We start from the raw sequence: 19,642 nt of genomic DNA, 5'->3' as shown, positions 1-19,642 counted from the left end.
GGATTATTATGCGTATCGAATGGGACGACGTTGCGTTGCAAGATCGAGAACGCATTTTTGAATTCCTCTATCCAATCAATCCATTGGCGGCGGAACAAGTTGATGATGAGATTGAGCTTACCATCGAGTTGCTGCTAGAAAAGCCGGAAATGGGTAGGCCTTGGCATGGGGAGGCTCGCAAACTGGTGATCAGTAAAGCCTCCTTATTGCTGATTTATGTCATTTTGGATGAGGTAATAAGAATTTTAGCCATTGCCCACCAGCGAGAGAAATTTCCCAACTAGCGCAGCTTATGCACCACCTGGTTGCTGCTGCCGCGCCAAATCAGCGCCGGGTCTTTGAGATCCTGCACAAATTTGCCGTCTATCAAGACGTTTATCCGATCGACAATCTGCATCTGTTCGCTATCCAGCTCATCCAGCTTATAGCCGGTCCACAGCCAGATATCTTTGCCGGGGCATTCGGCACCCACGCGCTTTACCAGCCTTAATACGCCAGCGACGTTGGCCGGGTGTAGCGGGTCGCCACCAGAAAGAGAAAGCCCCTGGCGCGGGATACGCTGGTCGTTGAGATCCTGGATGATCTGGTCTTCCATCTGTTGGGTAAACTCCAGGCCGGAGTTCAGCCGCCAGGTGCTTTTGTTATAACAACCGGGGCATTGATGCACACAGCCGGAAACAAACAGCGTACAACGCGTGCCAAGGCCGTTGACGACATCGATAGGGTAATATTGGTGATAATTCATGTTATTACGTTCTTTTGTTTCTCCCCTGGCCCCAACCCTCTCTCCGAAGGCGAGAGGGTTGCTACAGCGCGGTGGTCAGGTACAGGAGCCCCTATGTAGCACGAGATAATCCCCTCTCCTTTGGGGAGAGGGTGAGGAGTGTTTAACCCATCTGCCCATTGCCCAAATGCTTCACCCGGCGTTTCACTTCTTCCTGCTTACCGGCGTTGAAAGGGCGGGCGTCCGGGCTGCCAAGGTAACCGCAAACGCGGCGGGTCACAGACACTTTTGCCGAATCATGGTTGCCGCATTTAGGGCAGGTAAACCCCTTGCTGGTGCAGGAGAACTCACCGGTATAGCCACATTCGTAACACTCATCAATCGGCGTATTGGTGCCGTAATAAGGTACGCGGGTGTAGCTGTAGTCCCACACGTCCTCCAGCGCCTTCAGGTTGTGCTGCAGGTTCGGGTATTCGCCGTAACAGATGAAACCGCCGTTAGCCAGTGGTGGGTACGGCGCTTCAAAGTCCAGTTTGTCGTATGGGTTAACCTTTTTCTCAACGTCCAGATGGAAGCTGTTGGTGTAATACCCTTTGTCAGTCACACCCTCGACCACGCCAAACTCGCTGGTATCCAGGCGGCAGAAGCGATCGCACAGGTTTTCACTCGGCGTGCTGTATAGGCTGAAACCGTAGCCGGTCTCTGCTTTCCATCTTTCGGTGGCGGCTTTCATATGTTCCACGATGGCGATGGCTTTGGCCCGCAACTGCTGATCGTCGTAAACGTGTTGCTCTGCGCCAAACAGGGCATTGATGGTTTCATGCACGCCGATATAGCCCAGCGAGATCGAAGCGCGGCCATTTTTGAAAATTTCGGCAATATTATCGTCGGCCTGCAACCGCACACCACAGGCTCCTTCCATATACAGGATCGGAGCCACGCGGGCCTTGATACCTTCCAGGCGGGCAATGCGGGTCATCAGCGCTTTTTTAGCCAGCAGCAGGCGTTCATCCAGCAGCTTCCAGAACCGGCTTTCGTCGCCCCGGGCTTCCAGCGCGATACGCGGCAGGTTAAGGCTGATCACGCCGATATTGTTGCGACCATCGTGGATCTGCTCGCCGTTCTCTTCGTAGGTGCCCAGGAAGCTACGGCAGCCCATCGGGGTTTTAAACGAACCCGTGACCTTGACCACCTGATCGTAATTGAGAATATCCGGGTACATGCGTTTGCTGGCGCACTCCAGCGCCAACTGTTTGATATCGTAGTTGGCATCGCCGAACTTGTGGTTCAGGCCATCGCGGATGGCAAAGACCAATTTCGGGAACACCGCCGTTTTACGGTTTTTGCCCAGCCCGGCAATACGGTTTTTCAGGATCGACTGCTGGATCATGCGCGATTCCCAACTGGTGCCAAGGCCGAACCCGAAAGTGACAAACGGCGTTTGGCCGTTAGCGGTATGCAGGGTGTTCACTTCATATTCCAGCGACTGGAAGGCGTCGTAACACTCTTTCTCGGTACGCGCCATCGCATAACCTGCCACGTCCGGGATCTGCCACTCCTGCGCCACTTTCTGGTGCTTGAGGAAGCTTTCGGTCACGAACGGGGCCAGGATCTCATCGATGCGGTTGATGGTGGTGCCGCCATAAATATGGCTGGCCACCTGGGCGATGATCTGCGCAGAGACGGCGGTGGCGGTGGAGATCGACTTCGGCGGTTCGATCTCGGCATTGCCCATCTTGAAGCCGTTGGTCAGCATGCCTTTCAGATCGATCAACATGCAGTTGAACATCGGGAAGAACGGTGAATAATCGAGATCGTGATAGTGAATTTCACCCCGCTCGTGCGCCAGCACCACGTCACGCGGCAGGATATGTTGCTTGGCGTAGTGTTTGGCGACGATACCGGCCAGCAGGTCGCGCTGGGTAGGGATCACTTTGCTGTCTTTATTGGCATTCTCGTTAAGCAACGCCACGTTACTTTGTTCCACCAGGCCACGGATCTCCTGGTTCAGCCGCCCACGCAATTCGCGTGAAACGTCGCGATCGTGGCGATACTCAATGTAGGTTCGGGCCAACTGCTTGTATTGGCCTGCCATCAGTTGGTTTTCGACCGCCTGCTGGATCTCGTGAATGTCGACACGCGGTTGCTGTTCCATCTGTTGAGCGACCACACGGGCGACGGTAGCGCAGTAGTCGGCATCGACCACTCCGGCGGCCAGCGCGGCCCGCTCAACGGCCTGCTTGATCCGCACTTCATCGAAAGATACCTGGCAACCGTCCCGTTTAATCACTACTGGTTTCACGTTGTTACTCCTGTTCCCATAAGGGAGCGTCGGCTTATCCACAGGGCAACACCGCAGGGCACAAGGGCTGCGGGGCGTGTGGATGAGTTTGTGGATAACTACTACATATAGGCGTCTGAAATTCTTAATGCACTATATATGGGTGTGGTAACGTTTTTTTTGATGTAGGACAAAGAATTTGGGAGGTAGTTTGAACGCTGTACAGCTGTTAATTTCACGAAGGTGGGTAGCCCTTGCTATCAGTGGGCTGAATACAAAACTACCGAGATTCTTAAAGATCGTCAAAGCGTGATAGCGATCGCATCACTCCAGACCGTGGCGAAAATGAGCCAGTAAAAAATCCACCCAGGCACGTACCCGGGGCGGCAGATCCGCAGAAGCATAATACAGCCAGATTTGCGTGGGTTTGGGCCAGTAATCTTGTAACACTGCCTGCAGTTGGCCTTGCTCAAAATATTTCTGCACATACCAGCGCGACAGGCAGGCAATGCCTAACCCGGCCAGTGCGGCGTCCAGCAGCATCTCTGGATTGCTGGCTGCCAGGCGACCACGCAGTTCCAGCGTTTCATGTGGCAATGGCCATTTGACGTTGCGCCCGGTGGCGGGGTTACGGTGCAGCAGGCACTCGTGTTGCAGTAAATCTTCCGGTACCTGCGGTGTGCCATGCTGGGCCAGGTAACCGGGGGTGGCGGCCAACAACATCTGCATCGGGTAAAGTGGGCGTGCCACCAGGCGGCTATCGGGATCGACCTGGCTACCGATACCGACATCAAAACCTTCTCCTACCAGATTCACTACCCGTGCATCCAACGACAGATCCAGGTCGATCAACGGATAGCGTTGTAAAAACTCCGGGATCAGCGGCATTAACATCTGGCGGCCAAAGCCAGGGATCATGCTGACGCGCACGGTGCCAGAGGGCGGTTGCTGTGCGCCTACTGCCGTTTCCAAGGTGGTAGAGAGCGCCTGCCATAAAGGAGCGACCTGATCCAATAACGCCCTGCCTTCGTTGGTCAGCACCACGCTGTGGGTATTGCGCTGGAACAGACGCAGTGCCAGCTTCTCTTCCAGTACACGGATATTTTTGCTGATTGCCGCTGGCGTCACACCCAACTGGCGTGCGGCAGCAGAGAAGTTTTGTGTCTGAGCCGCGCTAAGAAAGGCTGGCAACAGGCGGTGCACGTCAAGGGGCAAAGACATAATGGTTGATACTTCAGGTTGAAGTTAATGTGACTGTTAACAGACTACACCGGAAATGGCAGAAATGAAAAAATGAGGGCATCATCATTAAATAAGGAATTCCCAATGTCGCGTATTTTAGTGTTGGCTGCCCACCGCTTCCCTGACGATTCCCGTATCAATAAAGCGCTGATCGAAGCGCTGCGTCAGTTACCTAACGTTACCGTCCATGAATTGATGCGTGCTTATTCGGACTACCGGATTGACGTGGCCCGTGAGCAGGAACTGTTGCAGGCACACGATGTAGTGGTGATGCTGTTCCCGTTTTACTGGTACAGCTCACCGGCGATCCTCAGCGAGTGGCAGGATGCGGTATTAACCCACGGTTTTGCCTATGGTAGCGAAGGCACCCAATTGCAGGGCAAGCCTTTGCAACTGGTGGTGACCACCGGGGGCAACGCTCAGGCCTATTCGCCGACGGGGTATAACCGTTATCCGGTGGCTGATTTGCTGCGCCCGGTTAACGCCATGGCCAATCTGACCGGCATGGATTACCTGCCGCCTCATCTGGTGCAGGGGGTATTTGATATGAGCGATGAGCGTTTGGCGCAAGAAGTTGCCGGTGTGGTGAAGCTGGTGCAGGGGTTTTAAGCGCCCGATCCCTCTCCCGGCGGGAGAGGGATCGGCTGGATTACAAAATACCGGCCCCAAGTGGGAACAACGGATCAACAGAATCCTGTGCAACATCTTCTTTCTGATCGAGCACGGCTTGCCAGCTAGAGGGCAACTCGAATGGTAATTTACCCTGTGCCTTGCTCTTACCGGTGATCACATCCAGCACTGCCTCATCGGAAGCCCCGAAGTTGGCCAGCAATACATCGGTTTTATCCACGATATTGGTCAGGATCGCCGGGCGATCGAGGTACACCGAAATCACCGTTGGGATGTTGAGTGCCTTCACTTGCTTGATCAACTGGTAGTCTTCGCTGCCGCTATACGTACCGGCTTTCTGGTCCAGCACCACGGTATCGGCATCTTCAAAACCCAACTGACCGAAGTTGACTGAAACGCCAAACGGGTAGTGTGGATCGTTCTGATGCGGCGTATCCACACGCAGGATGGCGATTTCCGCCTCTTCTGGTGTCGCCACCGCTTCCAGCCCGTAGCGTGCCGCCACGCTGGCGTTGACGTTATGCAGGAATACCTTCTTACCACTCAGCGCCAGGGGTAACAGCGCATTGTTGTTTTGCAGCACGACCTGCGAACGGCGCTGTGCGTCATCGCCTTTCTGCTGGAATTCGCTGTTACCCACAATTTTCACCGCCTGGGTTTCATCCACATACGGTTTTTCAAACAGCCCCAGCTCAAACTTCTGCTGCAAAATACGGGTCACAGCAGCGTCGATGGTGGCGATGGGCAACTGCTGCTGGTTGATGGCGGCTATCAAGTCACCGGAGTCGGTGGTGCCGCCGAACTGATCGATACCGGCTAGCACCGCTTTGACTACGCGCTCCTGGCGGGTGAGGTTTTCAACCCCCACGACATGCCGATCCCGGCCGTCCAGGGAGAGACCCCGGCAGCAATATCGGCATCGCTGATCCCGGTGGCGCATTTACCTTCACAGCTTTCCAGGATGCCCCAGTCGCTCAGCACCACGCCGGTGAAGCCAAAGCGGCCACGTAACATCTCGGTCAACACCTGCTTGTTAAAGCCGAAACCGACCTCTTCAATCAGTTGATCCTTATACCAAAGGTTGATCGGCTGGCCGTAATAAGGCATCACCGAAGCCACATTGGCAGCAAAAGCACCTTCAAACGGTACCAGGTGGTATTCCAGGTTTTCCCCTGGGTAAACCTGCTCTTTTCCGTAGACGTTATGCGGATCCAGCCCGCCAAGCTGTGGGCCACCACCGGCAAAGTGTTTTACCACCGTGATGACGCTGGTAGGCACCAGCCCTTTGTCACCGTCCTGGAAGCCTTCGATGTAGGCTTGCACCAGCCGTTTGGCAAGTTGGTTATCCTCGCCGAAAGTGCCGTTGATCCGCCCCCAGCGTGGCTCGGTTGCCAGATCGGCTTGAGGTGAAAGTGCCATTTGGATCCCAACCGCACGATATTCCTGGCGGGCGATATCCCCAAAGGTTTTGACCAGGGCGGCATCGTCGATCGCCGCCAGCCCCAGGGGTTCTGGCCATTGCGAGAAACTGCCTGCCGCTACGCTGGTGGCGTTAGGATCGTTAACAAAGTGGTTACGCGGATCGGTGCTGATAGTGATAGGAATCCCCAGGCGGGTTTTCTCGGCCATTTCCTGCAACGCATTATTGTCGGCGGAAATATGCTGCGGATCGCCAGCCATGCGCGTAATAAAGGTATTAACGAAACGCTGATTAACGTCTTCTTCCGCAGCGCTGAAATCTACCCTCCCTGCATTGTTGAGAGCGACGGTACCGTGCATCATGGCCCCGGCTTTTTCCTCCACATTCATGCGTGCGGTCAAGTCTTTGGCACGGGTGGCGCTATCAAGACGCCAATCTTCATAAGGTTCAAGCTGGCCGTTTTTATTCAGATCTTTAAATTTAAGATTATCGACCGTGATGATCGGAATATTCTTACCTTCCAGTTCTGCCTGGTTATTAGGCGTCACGTGAGAGTCGTTATTATCACACCCGCTTAAACCGGCTGCTAACAAACCGCTTAATATAATTGCCGACTTCCTTTTAAAGGTCATAAAAATAGCTCCATATTGGTAGAGGTAAAAATGGCAAACAGAGGAAAACAACCCACAGCAAAGTGTGAGTAATATTTATGTTTAAATTTCAATTAGTTAAAGATTTTCATCCCATCTTTGGAACAATGTTTCAATCCTGGGTAAGACATGCGGTTCATGGGGTGTAATCCTATTTTTTAAAGTATTACATGTTTTTTTCACGGCGTGAAATAAATGTATTCCCAATTTGGGATTACCTTCACAGTTTGATCTTTATCGTGGTTCTTTTACGGCTTGAAATAGCGTAATAATGTTCTTAATAGTTTAATGGTGGAATTAAAGGGTGATCATAGATAGTGATTATAATAATTTTGCTGAGTGACTTATTTACGCGGAGAATATTAACCTTAAGTTACTCGGTGCTGAATATATGAATCTTGCGCAAGGAATCGCGGCTATTTTTATGCCCTCGCCAAGCCGTTTTATTTGGCTGGTGAATGGGGCGCTGGCGTTGGCGGCAGCCTGGTTATTGGCCTTGATCACCTGGCAGTTACTGCTACCTGCCGAAACCCTCCCTTTACCGGCTGTGCGGCCGGTAGCTGAGCCAGTTGTGGTACCGCTGGCGGGGCGTAGCGCCTGGTTTGGGGCCCCTGCAAGGCAGACCCCCGCCGCCCAGGATATGACCAACTTGCCTCTGACGCTAACCGGGTTGCTGGCCAGTAGCGATGAGCGTGCGGCGCTGGCGGTGATCCTCTATCAGGGCAAACAGGCCAGCTATGCGCCAGGGGATGCGCTGCCTATTGCCGGTGTCAGTGTGCAGGGGATCAATACTGAAGGCGTGGTGCTGGCAGAGCCGGGTGGGTTGCGTCTGTTAAGCTACCCAAAGCAGGCACGCAGTGCGGCACCGGTGGAGCGCAAGCTGGCGGCCAGCGTGGCGCAACATCCCCAGCAAATCTTCGATTACTTGAGTGTGTCGCCGGTGCGTGATGATAACAGCGCATTGCTCGGCTACCGCATCAACCCCGGCCGCCAACCCGCACTGTTCGGCAGCCTGGGTTTTAAACCCAATGACTTGGCGGTGGCGATTAACGGCGCCGACCTGCGCGATACCCAGCAGGCGCAGCAGATCTTGCTGCAGTTGCCGCAGCTTACTGGCGCTACGGTCACCGTGGAGCGTGAAGGGCAGCGGCACGATATTTTGGTTTCACTTGATGAGGGAACGCCATGAGGCCATTTTGCCTGGTGCTGACTTGTATGCTCTGCCTGGCGCTACCCGTACAGGGGGCAGAATTTTCCGCCAGCTTCAAAGGGGTTGAGGCGCAGGAATTTATCAACACCGTCAGTAAAAACCTCAATAAAACGGTGATTATCGATCCCAGCGTGCGCGGTACTATTACCGTGCGCAGCTACGACATGCTGAACGAAGAGCAGTATTACCAGTTCTTCCTTAGCGTCCTGGATGTCTACGGCTTTGCCGTAGTGCCGATGGATAATGGCGTTTTAAAGGTGGTGAAATCCAAGGATGCCAAGAGCGCCTCCGTGCCGGTGGTCGATGACAGCACCACGGCACGCGGGGATGAAGTCGTGACGCGGGTCGCCCCGCTGCATAACGTAACCGCCCGCGATCTGGCGCCGCTGCTGCGCCAACTGAATGACAACGCCGGGGTCGGCAACGTGGTGCATTACGATCCTTCCAATGTGCTGCTGCTCACCGGACGGGCGGCGGTAATTAACCGCCTGATGCAGATTATCGAGCGGGTGGATCGCGCAGGCGATCAGTCGGTGCAAACCTTGCCGCTGCAACATGCCTCGTCAGCGGAGGTCGCAAGGCTGGTGACGCAGATGGTACAGGAGAGCGGCAAAGGCGCCGCTCCATCCGGGCGTATCGTGGCGGATGAACGCACGAATGCGGTGCTGATCAGCGGTGATGCCAGCACGCGGGAACGCCTGGCGGCAATGGTGCGCCAGTTGGATAAACCACAGGTTAGCCGCGGTAATACGCAGGTGATTTACCTCAAATATGCCAACGCCGAGAAACTGGCCGCCGTGCTGAGCGGCATCAGCAGCGAGCTGGAAAAGGAGCCGTCGGCCGCAAAAAGCAATAATGCCCTGGCCAAAGATACGATGATCAAAGCCGATCCGCAGACCAATTCGCTGATCGTCAATGCTGCCCCCGGCGTGATGAACGAGCTGGAACAGGTGATCGCCCGCCTGGATATCCGCAGGCCGCAGGTATTGGTGGAGGCAATCATTGCCGAAGTGCAGAACGCTGATGGGCTGAACCTGGGGATCCAGTGGGGTAACAAGCACGCCGGAGTGACTCAGTTCACCAACACCGGTTTGCCGATCACCACGCTGGTTGCGGGTGCGCAACAGTATCAGCAAAACGGCACTATCCCCACCAGCATGGCCAGCGCGCTGGCTTCCTTTAACGGCATCGCCGCCGGGTTTTATTCTGGCAACTGGGCCATGTTGCTGACCGCACTGTCCAGCGACAGCCAGAACGACATCCTGGCCACCCCCAGCATCGTCACCCTCGATAACAAAGAGGCCACCTTCAACGTGGGGCAGGAGGTGCCGGTGCTGACAGGCTCGCAAACGACCTCGGGGGATCACGTCTTTAACACCGTCGAGCGCAAAACCGTGGGTATCAAGCTGAAGGTCAAACCGCAGATCAACGATGGGGATTCGGTGATGCTGGAGATTGAGCAGGAGGTGTCCAGCGTGGCGGATACCGCCAACAGCGCCAATGCCGAGCTGGGGGCCACCTTCAATACCCGCACCGTGAACAATGCGGTGCTGGTAGCCAGCGGCTCCACCGTGGTGGTGGGCGGGTTGCTGGATCACAGCAGCCGCGAGAGCGCCAGCAAGGTGCCGCTGCTGGGGGATATCCCGCTGCTGGGCAACCTGTTCCGTTCCAAAAGCAAAAGCCGTGAGAAGCGTAACCTGATGCTGTTTATCCGCCCGACGATCATCCGCGATCAACGGCATTACGACGATGCGTCGGCTGGCAAATACCGGCAGTTCAAAAGCGATAGCGCGCAGAAAATCAGCGATCGCAGCCTGTGGCACAGCGAAGGCGGGGAGCCGCTGTCGTTGCCGGAATTGCAATCTGCCCAAGGGTTTAATGAAGTGCGTAGCGCCATTGCGTTGTTTTACAGCACCCAAGGCGCGGCGAGGTGATCATGGAGCCTGTGCTTGCCCCTGCGTTTGCCCGCAAACACGGCGTTTTGCTGATGCGTAAATCCGGGGCTGACATGCTGCTGTGGTGCCGGGCAGACGTCACGGCGACAGCACTTCAGGAAGCGCGGCGTGTCGCAGCGGCCCCTTTACAGGTGTTGGTATTGGATGACGAGGAATTCGAAAGGCAACTGGCGGCCTGCTACCAGCAGGACTCCGACCAGGTGCGGCGCATGATGGCTGAGCTGGGCAATGAACTGGATTTCTACACCCTGGCAGAAGAGCTGCCAGAGCAGGGCGATCTGCTGGAAAGCGATGACGGTGCGCCGATAATCCGCCTGATCAACGCCATGTTGAGCGAGGCTATCAAAGAAGGAGCCTCTGATGTGCATATCGAAACCTTTGAACGCTACCTGAGCATCCGTTTTCGCATCGACGGGGTATTGCGTGAAATTCTGCAGCCCCAGCGCCGCCTGGCGGCACTGTTGGTCTCACGCATCAAAGTGATGGCGCGGCTGGATATCGCTGAAAAGCGCATTCCCCAGGATGGGCGAATCGCATTGCGCCTTGGCGGGCGGGCGATCGACGTGCGCGTTTCGACACTCCCGGCCAATCATGGCGAGCGGGTGGTGCTGCGCCTGCTGGATAAAAACGCGGTTCCGCTGGATCTGGCGGCACTCGGTATGACACCGGCGCTGTGCCAGCAGGTGAGTGCCTTACTGGCGCAACCACACGGCATTATTCTGGTAACCGGCCCCACCGGTTCCGGCAAAAGTACCACTTTGTACGCCGGGCTGAGCCAGCTTAACAGCAAAGAGCGCAACATCCTGACGGTGGAAGATCCCATCGAATACGATCTGCCCGGTATTGGCCAAACCCAGGTGAATGGCAAGGTGGATATGACCTTCGCACGTGGCCTGCGTGCCATTTTACGCCAGGATCCAGACGTGGTGATGGTCGGGGAGATCCGCGACGGTGAAACGGCGGCGATTGCGGTGCAGGCTTCCCTGACCGGGCATCTGGTGCTCTCGACGCTGCACACCAACAGTGCCGCCGGGGCAGTGACTCGCCTGCAGGATATGGGCATTGAACCCTTCCTGTTGGCTACCTCGCTGCTGGCGGTATTGGCTCAGCGCCTGGTGCGCGTACTTTGCCCGGCCTGCCGCCAACCCTGGGAGGTGGGCGAAGGCCAGCCGTTGCCTGTGGGCAGCCGTATTTATCGTGCTGCTGGGTGCCGCGCCTGCAATGCCAGCGGCTACCGGGGGCGCACGGCAATCCATGAACTATTACGTGTTGACGAGGCTCTGCGTGGGGCGATCCAACGGGGGAGAGCGAAGCGGCACTGGAACAGCATTTGCAGCAGGCCACCCTTTATCAGAGCGGGCTTGAGCTGGTGCTGGCAGGGATTACCACGCTTGAAGAGGTCACGCGCGTGACCCGGAGTGGTTGATATGGCGCAGTTTGACTACCAGGCACGGGATGCGATGGGCAAACCACGCCGCGGCAGGATTGAGGCGGAATCGGCACGTCACGCGAGCAAGATCTTGCGCGAGCAAGGCTTACTGGTGATGGCTCTGTGTGAACGTGCTCCCCACCGGCTAATGCCGCGCTTACGCCGCGTTGCCATAAATGGCAATGCGTTGGCGCTGGTCATGCGCCAACTGGCAACCATGGTGGCGGCCGGATTACCGCTGGCGGAGGTGCTGCACGCGGTAATGCAGCAAAGTGAGGATCGGCGCGTGGTGCAGGTTTTAACCGCGGTACGCCTGCGGGTGATCGAAGGGTTCACCCTGGCCGATGCGTTAAGAGAACATCCGCGTGCCTTCGGCCCGCTGTATTGCGCGATGGTGGCGGCAGGTGAGGCCTCGGGCCAGCTTGATGGGGTGCTTAATCGTCTGGCCGATTATGCCGAGCAGCGCCAACAGATGAAAAGCCGCTTAACCCAGGCGCTGGTCTACCCGCTGTTGCTGACGCTGGTGGCGGTGGGGGTGGTGACAACGCTGCTCAGCGCCGTGGTGCCGAAGGTGGTGGAGCAATTTATTCATATGAAACAGGCATTGCCATTTAGCACGCGGTTGTTGATGGCATTGAGCGATGCCGTGCGCCACGTTGGCCCCTGGATATTGTTGCTGGTCGCCTGCACCGGGCTGTTGGTGCTGGGGTTGTTGCACCGCCCGGCAAACCGGCTTGCCTTGCATCGGCGCCTGCTGGCGCTGCCGTTCTGGGGCCGCCTGATCAGAGAAATGAACACCGCCCGTTATGCTCGTACGCTAAGCATTCTCTATCACAGCGGGGTGCCTTTGCTGCAAGCCATGCAGATCAGCGCTCAGGTCCTCGGCAACCTGCAGGCCTGCCGCCTGCTGACCGCCGCCGGTGAGCGGGTGCGCGAAGGGGGCAGCTTACAACAGGCGCTGGAACAGACCGCGCTGTTCCCGCCAATGATGCGCCACATGATCGCGGCGGGCGAACGCAGCGGCGAGCTTGGCGATATGTTGCTGCGCGCCGCCGACAATCAGGATCGCCAGTTCAACGCCCGCATCACGCTGTTTTTCAGCCTGTTTGAACCGTTACTGGTGGTGGTGATGGCGGCGGTGGTGCTGTTTATCGTGCTGGCCATCCTGCAACCCATTTTGCAACTGAACAATATGATGACGCTGTAAGTACACAGGGGTAAATGCAATGCAACAACATGCGATAAAAATGCCGCGCCAGGCTGGTTTCACCTTGCTGGAGATTATGGTGGTGATCGTCATTCTCGGCATCCTGGCGAGCTTGGTGGTGCCTAATCTGATGGGCAACAAAGACAAGGCGGATCGCCAAAAGGCCGTCAGCGATATCGTGGCGCTGGAGAGTGCGCTGGATATGTATCGCCTGGATAACAGCCGTTACCCGACCACCGCCCAGGGGCTGGAGGCCTTGATTGCCCGCCCGACGCAGCCGCCGGTGCCACGTAATTATCCTGAAGACGGTTACGTGCGCCGTTTGCCAAAAGATCCTTGGGGTAACAGCTACCAACTACGTCAGCCTGGCGAGCACGGCAAGATAGATATCTTCTCTGCCGGGCCAGACGGTGAGGTGGGGACAGAGGACGATATCGGCAACTGGAACCAGGATCGCTGATGGCGAGGTATCGCAGAGAGCGTGGATTCACGCTGCTTGAAATGATGCTGGTACTGCTGTTGCTGGGGATTGGCACCTGGTTGGTGATCGGCAAACTGCCCAACTCGGCATATCGCGTGGAGCAGGAGAGCCAGCGCCTGGCGGAACGGCTGCAGCGCTTAACCTATCAGGCAACGCTGGAAGGGCGCACCTATGGCCTGAGGGTGGAACCTGGGCGCTGGCAGTTAAAGCGCTGGCATGCGCAAGGTTGGCAGGACGTGACGCTGCCGCAGGGAGCCGCAGCGCAAACCCTGCCTGCGGGGTGGCGGTTGGAGCTGTTGCCGCCCATGCAGGAAACAGCAGAGGGTGCGCCACAGGTGCTGATGCTGCCGGGCGGTGAAGTCACCCCGTTCCAGTTGCGTTATTTTTTGCGCAACGGCTGATGGCCGAGATCGTACTGGATGACGAAGGCAGGATACGTACCTTGGATGACATCGTTGAAGAATCATAAAGGGATGACGCTGTTAGAAGTGCTGGTGGCGCTGGCGATCTTCTCCCTGGCGGCATTGGCGCTGTTGCAAAGCCTGGGCCATTTGGCGCTGGGGCCAGCGCGATTGGCGGATAAAACCTACGCCGATTGGGTAGCCGAAAACCAAATGGTGGAATTACGGCTGCAATCTACCTGGCCGGCGTTGCATTGGACACAGGGCAGCAGTGAACAGGCCGGGCGTACCTGGTATTGGCGCTGGCGCGGGGTGGAGAGCGAGATGGCTGGCCTGCGGGCGCTGGAAGTAGAAGTCTCGGCCACGCCCTGGCAAAGCGGCGGTTTACCGTTGACCCTGTTACGTACCTACGTGGTGCAGCCATGAGCAGGCGCAGCGCGGGTTTCACTCTGTTGGAGATGATTCTGGCGTTGGCGGTTTTTGCCTTGCTGAGCCTGATGGCGAACCGTTTGCTGTTGCAGGGTTTGGAGCTGGAGCAGTTTTCTTCCCGCCATGCTCATCGATTAGCCCAGATCCAGCATGCGTTCGCGTTGTTAGAGCGCGATACCTTCGCCATGCTGCCCCGCCCGGTGCGTGGCAGCGGCACATTTTCGGGCGCACCGTTATTGGCTACCGAAGACCGCAGCGGTGGCGATAGCCTGATCTTCACCCACGCCGGTTGGCCAAATCCTGGCGATCGGCTGCCGCGCTCGGTATTACAGCGGGTGGGCTACCGGCTGGCGGAGGGATATCTGGTGCGCGAGTATTTTGATTACCCCGATGTGCCTGAGGGGGCACAACCTCATCGGCAGCGCTTGCTGGGCAAGGTCAGTGGTTTGCAGGTGCGCTATTGGCATCAGGGCCGCTGGTCACGCCAATGGCAAGGGAGCGAAGGCCTGCCGCAGGCGGTTGAAGTGGCGTTGACGCTGGCGGAGGGCGGCACCATCGTACGTCGTTTTCTGTTGCCGGGGGCACGATGAAACAGCGGGGTATTGCGTTGCTGGTGGTGTTGATGCTGCTGGCGGTGATGGCCGCACTGGCCGCCGTAGCCAGCGAACGGTGGTTTTTCAGTTTCCATTCCAGTCTGCAACTACACCAGCGGTTACAGGGCAAATGGGTTGGCGCAGGGGCGGAGACCCTGGCAGCGACACTACTGCGCCTGGATGCTGCGGATGATGGGCTGCACACTCATCTGGCCCAACGCTGGGCGACTGCCGGGCAGAGCTTCCCGCTGGAGGATGCCGAGTTACAGGCGCGGCTTACGGATGCGCAGGCCTGTTTTAATCTGAATGCCGTGGCAGGTAACGAAGAAATATCGCGTATTTTCATGCGTCTGCTGGTGCTGCTGGGCGAGGAGGACGGGCAGGCGCAACGTATCGGTGCCGCTCTGGCTGACTGGCTGGATGAAGATGACCAGCCGCGCGACGGTGGCGCAGAGGATGCCGACTATGCCGCATACTCCCTCCTTATCTTACCGCCCGCCAGCGCTTGCAGGACGTTAGCGAATTACGTCAGGTGCGTGATATCAGCGCCGGTTTATTACAGCGGCTACGGCCATTGGTATGTGCGTTACCGGATGGCGCGTTACGGATCAATATCAACACCCTGGCTGTTTCTCAGTGGCCATTGCTGGCGGCATTAGCGGAAGGGATAGATGAAACTACCGCCCGACAGTTGCTGACGCGGCGGCCACCAGCCGGGTGGGATACGCTGGCCCAACCGTTGGCGGACATGCCGCTATTGGCCCCCGGGCGACACCTTTTGACCTTAAATAGCGATTATTTCAGCCTGCGCATGGTCGTACGGTTGTCCGATACAAATTACCGGCAATACAGCCTGTTACAGCGCAGCAATGGCCAAGCCAGAGTACTGCGGCGGCATTGGGAGATAGAAGAATGAAACAGGGCGTGCAGGTAGCTCGGCCCATTAGGCCATGCCGATCCAGTCCCTTCTCCCTTTGGCAGAGGGTGCGGGGGATCTTCTCAAGCCAACCCCATGCGCCTGGGCCTACTCCCAGAGTCACAGGTGGCACGGCCTCAAACCAACAGGCGCAATGTTATCTGGTGCTGCACAGCGAAGCGAATAAGCAGGACAAGATGCTCTGGCAGCGTATTGATGCCGATGGAGAAGTCAGAGCAGAGGCCGGAGAGATCGCCCCCTCAGCGCTTGGTGAACTGGCTGCCCGCTATCCTCATGACCAGATTTGCCTGCTGGTGCCTGCCGCTGCGATTGGCCTGTATCAGGTCCATTTACCGGGGCGGCACGATGCCGCGGGGCTTAGGGCGCTGCCCTGGCTGCTGGAAGAACAGTTGGCCTGCGCGATAAAAGAGGTGGCTATTGTGCCGCTGGGATCGGCTGGGGAGGCGCTGTGGGTCGCGGTGGTAACCCAACAGCAGTTAGCGCAATGGCAGCAACCTTTCAACGCTGCGGGCCTTGTGCTCGATAAACTGGTGCCCGATGCGCTGCTGTTACCCTGGGCAGAAGGTGAAATAACCGCGCTGCAATGGGGCGGGTGCTGGTTGTTGCGCACTGGCTTTTGGCAAGGGGCACAAACGGAGGCCAACTGGCTGCCGCTTTGGGTCAGTGCCTGGCAACGCACCCAGTTGCAGCCAGCGAGACTATGCTGTTACGGCACGCCTGCGCCAGAAGGCGCGCAATGGCAGATCATCCCTCTGGAAGACCCCCCTTGGCGCTGTTGGCGCGCCAGGTGCCGCAGGCGGTTTCATTACTGCCACGCAAAAAATCCGCGCAACAAAAGGTCTGGCGTATACCGTTGGCGACTGCCGTTGCCGTGCTGGTTCTGCTGTTTTGCCAGCAGGGCCTGGTGTGGTGGCAATTGGCCCGGCAGGGGGATGCTATGGAGCAACAATTCTTGCAGCAGTTCCGCCAGCATTTCCCTGGGCAGCCAGAGCAGCATTGGCAGGCAACCCTGCGGCGGGCAGTGCAGCAGGATGATACCGAAGGAGTGGTTGCCTGGTTGGCCCAAATGCCCACCTTGCCGCAAGGGGTCAGGGTGCAGCAGTTGCAGTACCGTGCGGCACCCGGCCAGTTGCAATTGCGTCTGGAGGGCGAAACGCCTCAGTTACAACGCATGCGCCAGTTATTGGCCGAACGCTTTAGCGTGCGCAGTGAGCCTGATGGCAGTCTGACGCTTGAACCGCTGGGGGCTGAGCGATGACGGAGTTTTGGGCCGCATGGCGGCAACGTTCCGCACGAGAACGAGGATTGATGCTGGCTCTGCTGGGGATCGTGGCCGCCGTTGGCCTATGGCAGGGGGCGTGGTTGCCGTTACAGCAGGCGATTGCTGGCGAGCACCAGCGCCAGCAGCAATTACGCCTCCAGTGGCAGCAGTTACAGCGCCTGGTGCCACAATCGGTTGCAGAGGGCGATTTGCGTCAACGGTTGGCAACAACCGTCGCAAAGCGCGCGATTGTGCTGCAGAGCCTAACCGAACGGCAAGGCCAGATGCAGGTGGTGCTGGCAAAAGCCAATGCTGACGATGTGCTGAGCTGGCTTGCGCAATTGGAAAGCCAGGGGGTGTGCGGGTGGTGGAGCTGGGCCTGCAAGCCTCCACACCGCCAGATGGCCTGGTGCAGGTCGCACCGCTGATTGTGGAGCAACGATAAATGCGCCGTTGGCTACGGCGGATCTGCCTGTTTCTGCTGCTGTATATCGCTTGCCTGCTGGTGAGCTTGCCAGTGCGGTTGCTGATAGCGTTTTCCCCGGCGCAACTCCAGTTCAACTCGGTGTCGGGTACTTTGTGGCATGGAGAAGCCGGGCAATTGCAGTGGGGAAAACGGCTGCTGGGCAAGCTGAATTGGCATTGGGGCTGGCGCCACGGCTTACCGGTCTGGCGGCTATCGCTGGCGGAGGGTGAGATTGGCAGTGGGCAGGTCACGATAGGCTGGATGGGGCATTGGCAGCTTTCGGCAGGCCATTGGCAGTTGCCGGTTGAGCGCTTGCCCGCGTTGCTGGGTTATCCCCTTGCGCTGGAAGGGCGCGGAGAATTGGCGTTGGTTGTGGAAGATGCCCGGTTCAGCGCCACTGAATGCCTGGCGCTGGTGGCAAACGTTGAGTGGCGGAGCGCGCAAGTCACGCTGCTGGGGCAGACAATGCCGCTGGGCGAGCCACAACTGCGGTTACGCTGCGAGCCTGAACGCCTGCTGTTCGCATTCCAGCCGCAGCAACCGCCGCTACGCTTGTTCGGTGAAGGCCGCGTGGATCGGCACGGCAGCTATCATTTCAACGGTGGTCTAGGGGGATGGAAGCATTGCCCACGCCGTGGCGGCAGGCGGTTGAAGCGGCTACCCGGTCAGGTAGCGAAGGTCAACGGACGATCGAGGTTTCAGGAATATGGCCAATAAGATAAGCGGTGGTTATCGTCTCCCTCATTGGCTGCTGGTGGTGTATGCCTTGCTGTTTATGCTGCTGGGTTGGTTGGGGGCTGGCGTTTGGGCCGGTTATCACCCCGCCCCGGCGTGCGCAGCATCGTTACCCGCGCCTGCCGAGGCTGCGCCGCGTGTTGCGGCGGCGGATATCTGCCAGGGTAACGTACTGCCGCCTTTGCGCTACAGCGCGCATGTTTACGCCGAAGACCCCACACAACGGAGCATCACGTTTAATCGCAGGCAGTATCGGGAAGGGGATTCGCTACCCTGTGATGTTGTGGTAGCGCAGATCCAGCAAGACGTCACGGTATTGGAACAGCATGGCCGGGTGGTGGTGCTGGATGCATTGGAAGATTGGCCCGGTGGTTCACCGGATGAGGGAGAAAACCATGACTGACGGCTTGTGGCTGATGGTAATGTGTGGGCTGGGTTTGCTGGCAGGCAGCGTGCTGAACTGCGTGATCTGGCGCTTGCCGCTGATGCTGCAACGCCGAGTGCAGAGCGAAGCTTATCAACTGCTGGGGTTAACGCCACCGGAAGATGGCTGGCCTGCGCGCTTTAACCTGTTTTTACCCCGTTCCTGTTGTCCGCACTGTCGGCGTACCATCCCCTTTTATCACAATATCCCATTGGTGAGCTGGCTGTTGCTACGTGGCCGCTGCCACTCCTGCCAGCAACGTATCGGCTGGCGTTATCCGCTGGTGGAACTGACGGCGGCATTAAGCGGCGCTTGGGTGGCGTGGTGTTGGCCACCGGGTGAAACCGCTTTGGCATTGGCGCTGTGTGCCTGGCTGCTGATTGCCCTGATCGCTATTGATATCCAGCACCTGCTGCTGCCAGATGCACTGACGTTGCCCCTGTTATGGCTGGGGCTATTGGCGAATCTGAATGGCGCCCTGGTGCCGCTGAATGACGCGGTGCTGGGGGCGGCCATCGGCTATTTATCCCTGTGGTTACTTTTTTGGGGGTTTAAGCTCGCCACCGGCAAAGAGGGGCTGGGTTACGGAGACTTCAAGCTGTTGGCAGCGTTGGGCGCCTGGTGCGGTTGGCAGAGTTTGCCTTGGCTCCTGCTGTGCGCCGCGTTGCTGGGGATTATCGCCATCTTGCTGCTGCGAATGGCCGGGCGTACCGGGCGCGGCGAACCACTGCCCTTTGGCCCCTGCCTGGCGTTATCGGGTTGGATGACGTTGATCACGCCTTTGGCAATGTGGTGAGGAAAGGCTGCAGCAGTTGCTGGAACTCGGCGCATTGCGCGGCACGCGGCGTGCTGTCTTTTAGCAGTTGCTGATAAAGTTCACTGCTGCGCGCGGCAATGCCAGCAGGTGGCTGCCAACCACGCTGATGTGCTGCGGCGTAGGCCGCCTGCTCAATTTGCCCGTCGGTAGGAAGCGTGCTGTTACCGCATTGATACTTCAGATAACGGGTTCCGGCGATCAGTGAGGCGATTTGCTGAGCCTGGCCGTCGAGCGCCATCGGTGTGGTTTCTGGTGGCCTTGCCTGCTGGCAGGCGCCAAGGAATAGGGGAAGTATCACTAGCGCCAGTTTAGTTGCACGATCCATACAAAATCCCTTTGTTTTAATGCGA

Annotated in this window: 21 protein-coding genes and 3 pseudogenes; 18 read left to right on the top strand and 6 right to left on the bottom strand. The window is 57.7% G+C overall.

The window, feature by feature from the left end; genetic code table 11:
- Positions 1-8: 8 nt before the first annotated feature.
- The gene (locus tag ACQ86O_RS02260; protein WP_431223975.1) at positions 9-284 is read left to right on the top strand and encodes a type II toxin-antitoxin system RelE/ParE family toxin; all 276 of its coding nucleotides are present in this window, start codon (positions 9-11) and stop codon (positions 282-284) included.
- Here ACQ86O_RS02260 and nrdG read toward each other — a convergent pair.
- From nrdG to ACQ86O_RS02245, 3 genes are all read right to left on the bottom strand, one after another.
- The gene (gene nrdG / locus ACQ86O_RS02255) at positions 281-745 is read right to left on the bottom strand and encodes an anaerobic ribonucleoside-triphosphate reductase-activating protein (RefSeq protein WP_431223974.1); all 465 of its coding nucleotides are present in this window, start codon (positions 743-745) and stop codon (positions 281-283) included. The two genes, ACQ86O_RS02260 and nrdG, sit on opposite strands and share 4 nt — an antisense overlap.
- A gap of 142 nt (positions 746-887) precedes the next feature.
- Positions 888-3,026: an anaerobic ribonucleoside-triphosphate reductase gene (gene nrdD, locus ACQ86O_RS02250; protein WP_431223973.1), complete on the bottom strand. Its 2,139-nt coding sequence runs from the start codon at positions 3,024-3,026 to the stop codon at positions 888-890.
- Positions 3,027-3,329: 303 nt separating this feature from the next.
- Positions 3,330-4,226: a LysR family transcriptional regulator gene (locus ACQ86O_RS02245; protein WP_431223972.1), complete on the bottom strand. Its 897-nt coding sequence runs from the start codon at positions 4,224-4,226 to the stop codon at positions 3,330-3,332.
- Positions 4,227-4,331: 105 nt separating this feature from the next.
- Here ACQ86O_RS02245 and ACQ86O_RS02240 point away from each other — a divergent pair, with 105 nt between their 5' ends.
- Positions 4,332-4,856 (top strand): NAD(P)H-dependent oxidoreductase, encoded by a 525-nt coding sequence (locus ACQ86O_RS02240; RefSeq protein ID WP_431223971.1) that lies wholly within the window; start codon positions 4,332-4,334, stop codon positions 4,854-4,856.
- A gap of 40 nt (positions 4,857-4,896) precedes the next feature.
- Here the strand turns inward: ACQ86O_RS02240 and ACQ86O_RS02235 are convergent, their stop codons facing one another.
- A complete protein-coding gene (locus ACQ86O_RS02235) occupies positions 4,897-5,745 on the bottom strand; it encodes a glycoside hydrolase family 3 C-terminal domain-containing protein (RefSeq protein ID WP_431223970.1) in 849 nt (282 codons plus the stop codon).
- Entirely contained in the window at positions 5,709-6,845 is a 1,137-nt protein-coding gene (locus ACQ86O_RS02230; RefSeq protein ID WP_431223969.1) for a glycoside hydrolase family 3 protein, read from the bottom strand. Before ACQ86O_RS02230 ends, ACQ86O_RS02235 begins: the two co-directional genes overlap by 37 nt.
- A 526-nt stretch (positions 6,846-7,371) precedes the next feature.
- Between ACQ86O_RS02230 and gspC the strand changes: the two genes are divergently transcribed.
- From gspC to ACQ86O_RS02150, 16 genes and pseudogenes are all read left to right on the top strand, one after another.
- Entirely contained in the window at positions 7,372-8,136 is a 765-nt protein-coding gene (gene gspC, locus ACQ86O_RS02225) for a type II secretion system protein GspC (RefSeq protein WP_431223968.1), read from the top strand.
- Positions 8,133-10,091 carry a type II secretion system secretin GspD gene (gspD, locus tag ACQ86O_RS02220; RefSeq protein ID WP_431223967.1) on the top strand — a complete coding sequence of 653 codons (1,959 nt, stop codon included), beginning with the start codon at positions 8,133-8,135 and terminating at the stop codon, positions 10,089-10,091. Before gspC ends, gspD begins: the two co-directional genes overlap by 4 nt.
- Positions 10,092-10,093: 2 nt before the next feature.
- Positions 10,094-11,538: pseudogene (gspE, locus tag ACQ86O_RS02215) on the top strand (type II secretion system ATPase GspE).
- 1 nt (position 11,539) lies between these two features.
- Positions 11,540-12,748 (top strand): type II secretion system inner membrane protein GspF, encoded by a 1,209-nt coding sequence (gspF, locus tag ACQ86O_RS02210; RefSeq protein ID WP_431223966.1) that lies wholly within the window; start codon positions 11,540-11,542, stop codon positions 12,746-12,748.
- A gap of 40 nt (positions 12,749-12,788) precedes the next feature.
- A complete protein-coding gene (gene gspG / locus ACQ86O_RS02205; RefSeq protein WP_431225629.1) occupies positions 12,789-13,208 on the top strand; it encodes a type II secretion system major pseudopilin GspG in 420 nt (139 codons plus the stop codon).
- Entirely contained in the window at positions 13,208-13,630 is a 423-nt protein-coding gene (gspH, locus tag ACQ86O_RS02200) for a type II secretion system minor pseudopilin GspH (protein ID WP_431223965.1), read from the top strand. The genes gspG and gspH overlap by 1 nt, the downstream gene beginning before the upstream one ends.
- Before the next feature lie 45 nt (positions 13,631-13,675).
- Complete coding sequence (gspI, locus tag ACQ86O_RS02195) at positions 13,676-14,056, top strand: type II secretion system minor pseudopilin GspI (RefSeq protein ID WP_431223964.1); 381 nt, start codon at positions 13,676-13,678, stop codon at positions 14,054-14,056.
- On the top strand, positions 14,053-14,649 hold the full coding sequence (gene gspJ / locus ACQ86O_RS02190; RefSeq protein ID WP_431223963.1) for a type II secretion system minor pseudopilin GspJ: 597 nt from the start codon (positions 14,053-14,055) through the stop codon (positions 14,647-14,649). Before gspI ends, gspJ begins: the two co-directional genes overlap by 4 nt.
- Positions 14,646-15,187, top strand: a pseudogene (gene gspK / locus ACQ86O_RS02185) (type II secretion system minor pseudopilin GspK); the annotation flags it as partial. The gene gspJ and the pseudogene gspK, both read left to right, overlap by 4 nt.
- Before the next feature lie 108 nt (positions 15,188-15,295).
- The gene (locus tag ACQ86O_RS02180) at positions 15,296-15,568 is read left to right on the top strand and encodes a type II secretion system protein GspK (RefSeq protein ID WP_431225628.1); all 273 of its coding nucleotides are present in this window, start codon (positions 15,296-15,298) and stop codon (positions 15,566-15,568) included.
- Positions 15,565-16,398: pseudogene (gene gspL, locus ACQ86O_RS02175) on the top strand (type II secretion system protein GspL); the annotation flags it as partial. The gene ACQ86O_RS02180 and the pseudogene gspL, both read left to right, overlap by 4 nt.
- Positions 16,290-16,847 (top strand): GspL/Epsl periplasmic domain-containing protein, encoded by a 558-nt coding sequence (locus tag ACQ86O_RS02170; protein ID WP_431223962.1) that lies wholly within the window; start codon positions 16,290-16,292, stop codon positions 16,845-16,847. The pseudogene gspL and the gene ACQ86O_RS02170, both read left to right, overlap by 109 nt.
- Entirely contained in the window at positions 16,844-17,278 is a 435-nt protein-coding gene (gene gspM / locus ACQ86O_RS02165; protein ID WP_431223961.1) for a type II secretion system protein GspM, read from the top strand. The genes ACQ86O_RS02170 and gspM overlap by 4 nt, the downstream gene beginning before the upstream one ends.
- 17 nt (positions 17,279-17,295) lie before the next feature.
- Positions 17,296-18,033, top strand: a complete 738-nt coding sequence (locus ACQ86O_RS02160) for a type II secretion system protein N (RefSeq protein ID WP_431223960.1) — start codon at positions 17,296-17,298, stop codon at positions 18,031-18,033.
- The gene (gene gspB, locus ACQ86O_RS02155; RefSeq protein WP_431223959.1) at positions 18,023-18,454 is read left to right on the top strand and encodes a type II secretion system assembly factor GspB; all 432 of its coding nucleotides are present in this window, start codon (positions 18,023-18,025) and stop codon (positions 18,452-18,454) included. The genes ACQ86O_RS02160 and gspB overlap by 11 nt, the downstream gene beginning before the upstream one ends.
- The gene (locus tag ACQ86O_RS02150; RefSeq protein ID WP_431223958.1) at positions 18,447-19,271 is read left to right on the top strand and encodes a prepilin peptidase; all 825 of its coding nucleotides are present in this window, start codon (positions 18,447-18,449) and stop codon (positions 19,269-19,271) included. The genes gspB and ACQ86O_RS02150 overlap by 8 nt, the downstream gene beginning before the upstream one ends.
- Here ACQ86O_RS02150 and gspS read toward each other — a convergent pair.
- Positions 19,249-19,617 carry a type II secretion system pilot lipoprotein GspS gene (gene gspS, locus ACQ86O_RS02145; protein ID WP_431223957.1) on the bottom strand — a complete coding sequence of 123 codons (369 nt, stop codon included), beginning with the start codon at positions 19,615-19,617 and terminating at the stop codon, positions 19,249-19,251. The genes ACQ86O_RS02150 and gspS overlap by 23 nt on opposite strands.
- Between the last annotated feature and the right edge of the window lie 25 nt (positions 19,618-19,642).

It is taken from the genome of Serratia sp. L9 (assembly GCF_050632285.1).
GTDB lineage: Bacteria > Pseudomonadota > Gammaproteobacteria > Enterobacterales > Enterobacteriaceae > Chania.
Note: the sequence above shows the minus strand (reverse complement) of the source record. Positions and strands in the feature narration are given on the sequence as shown.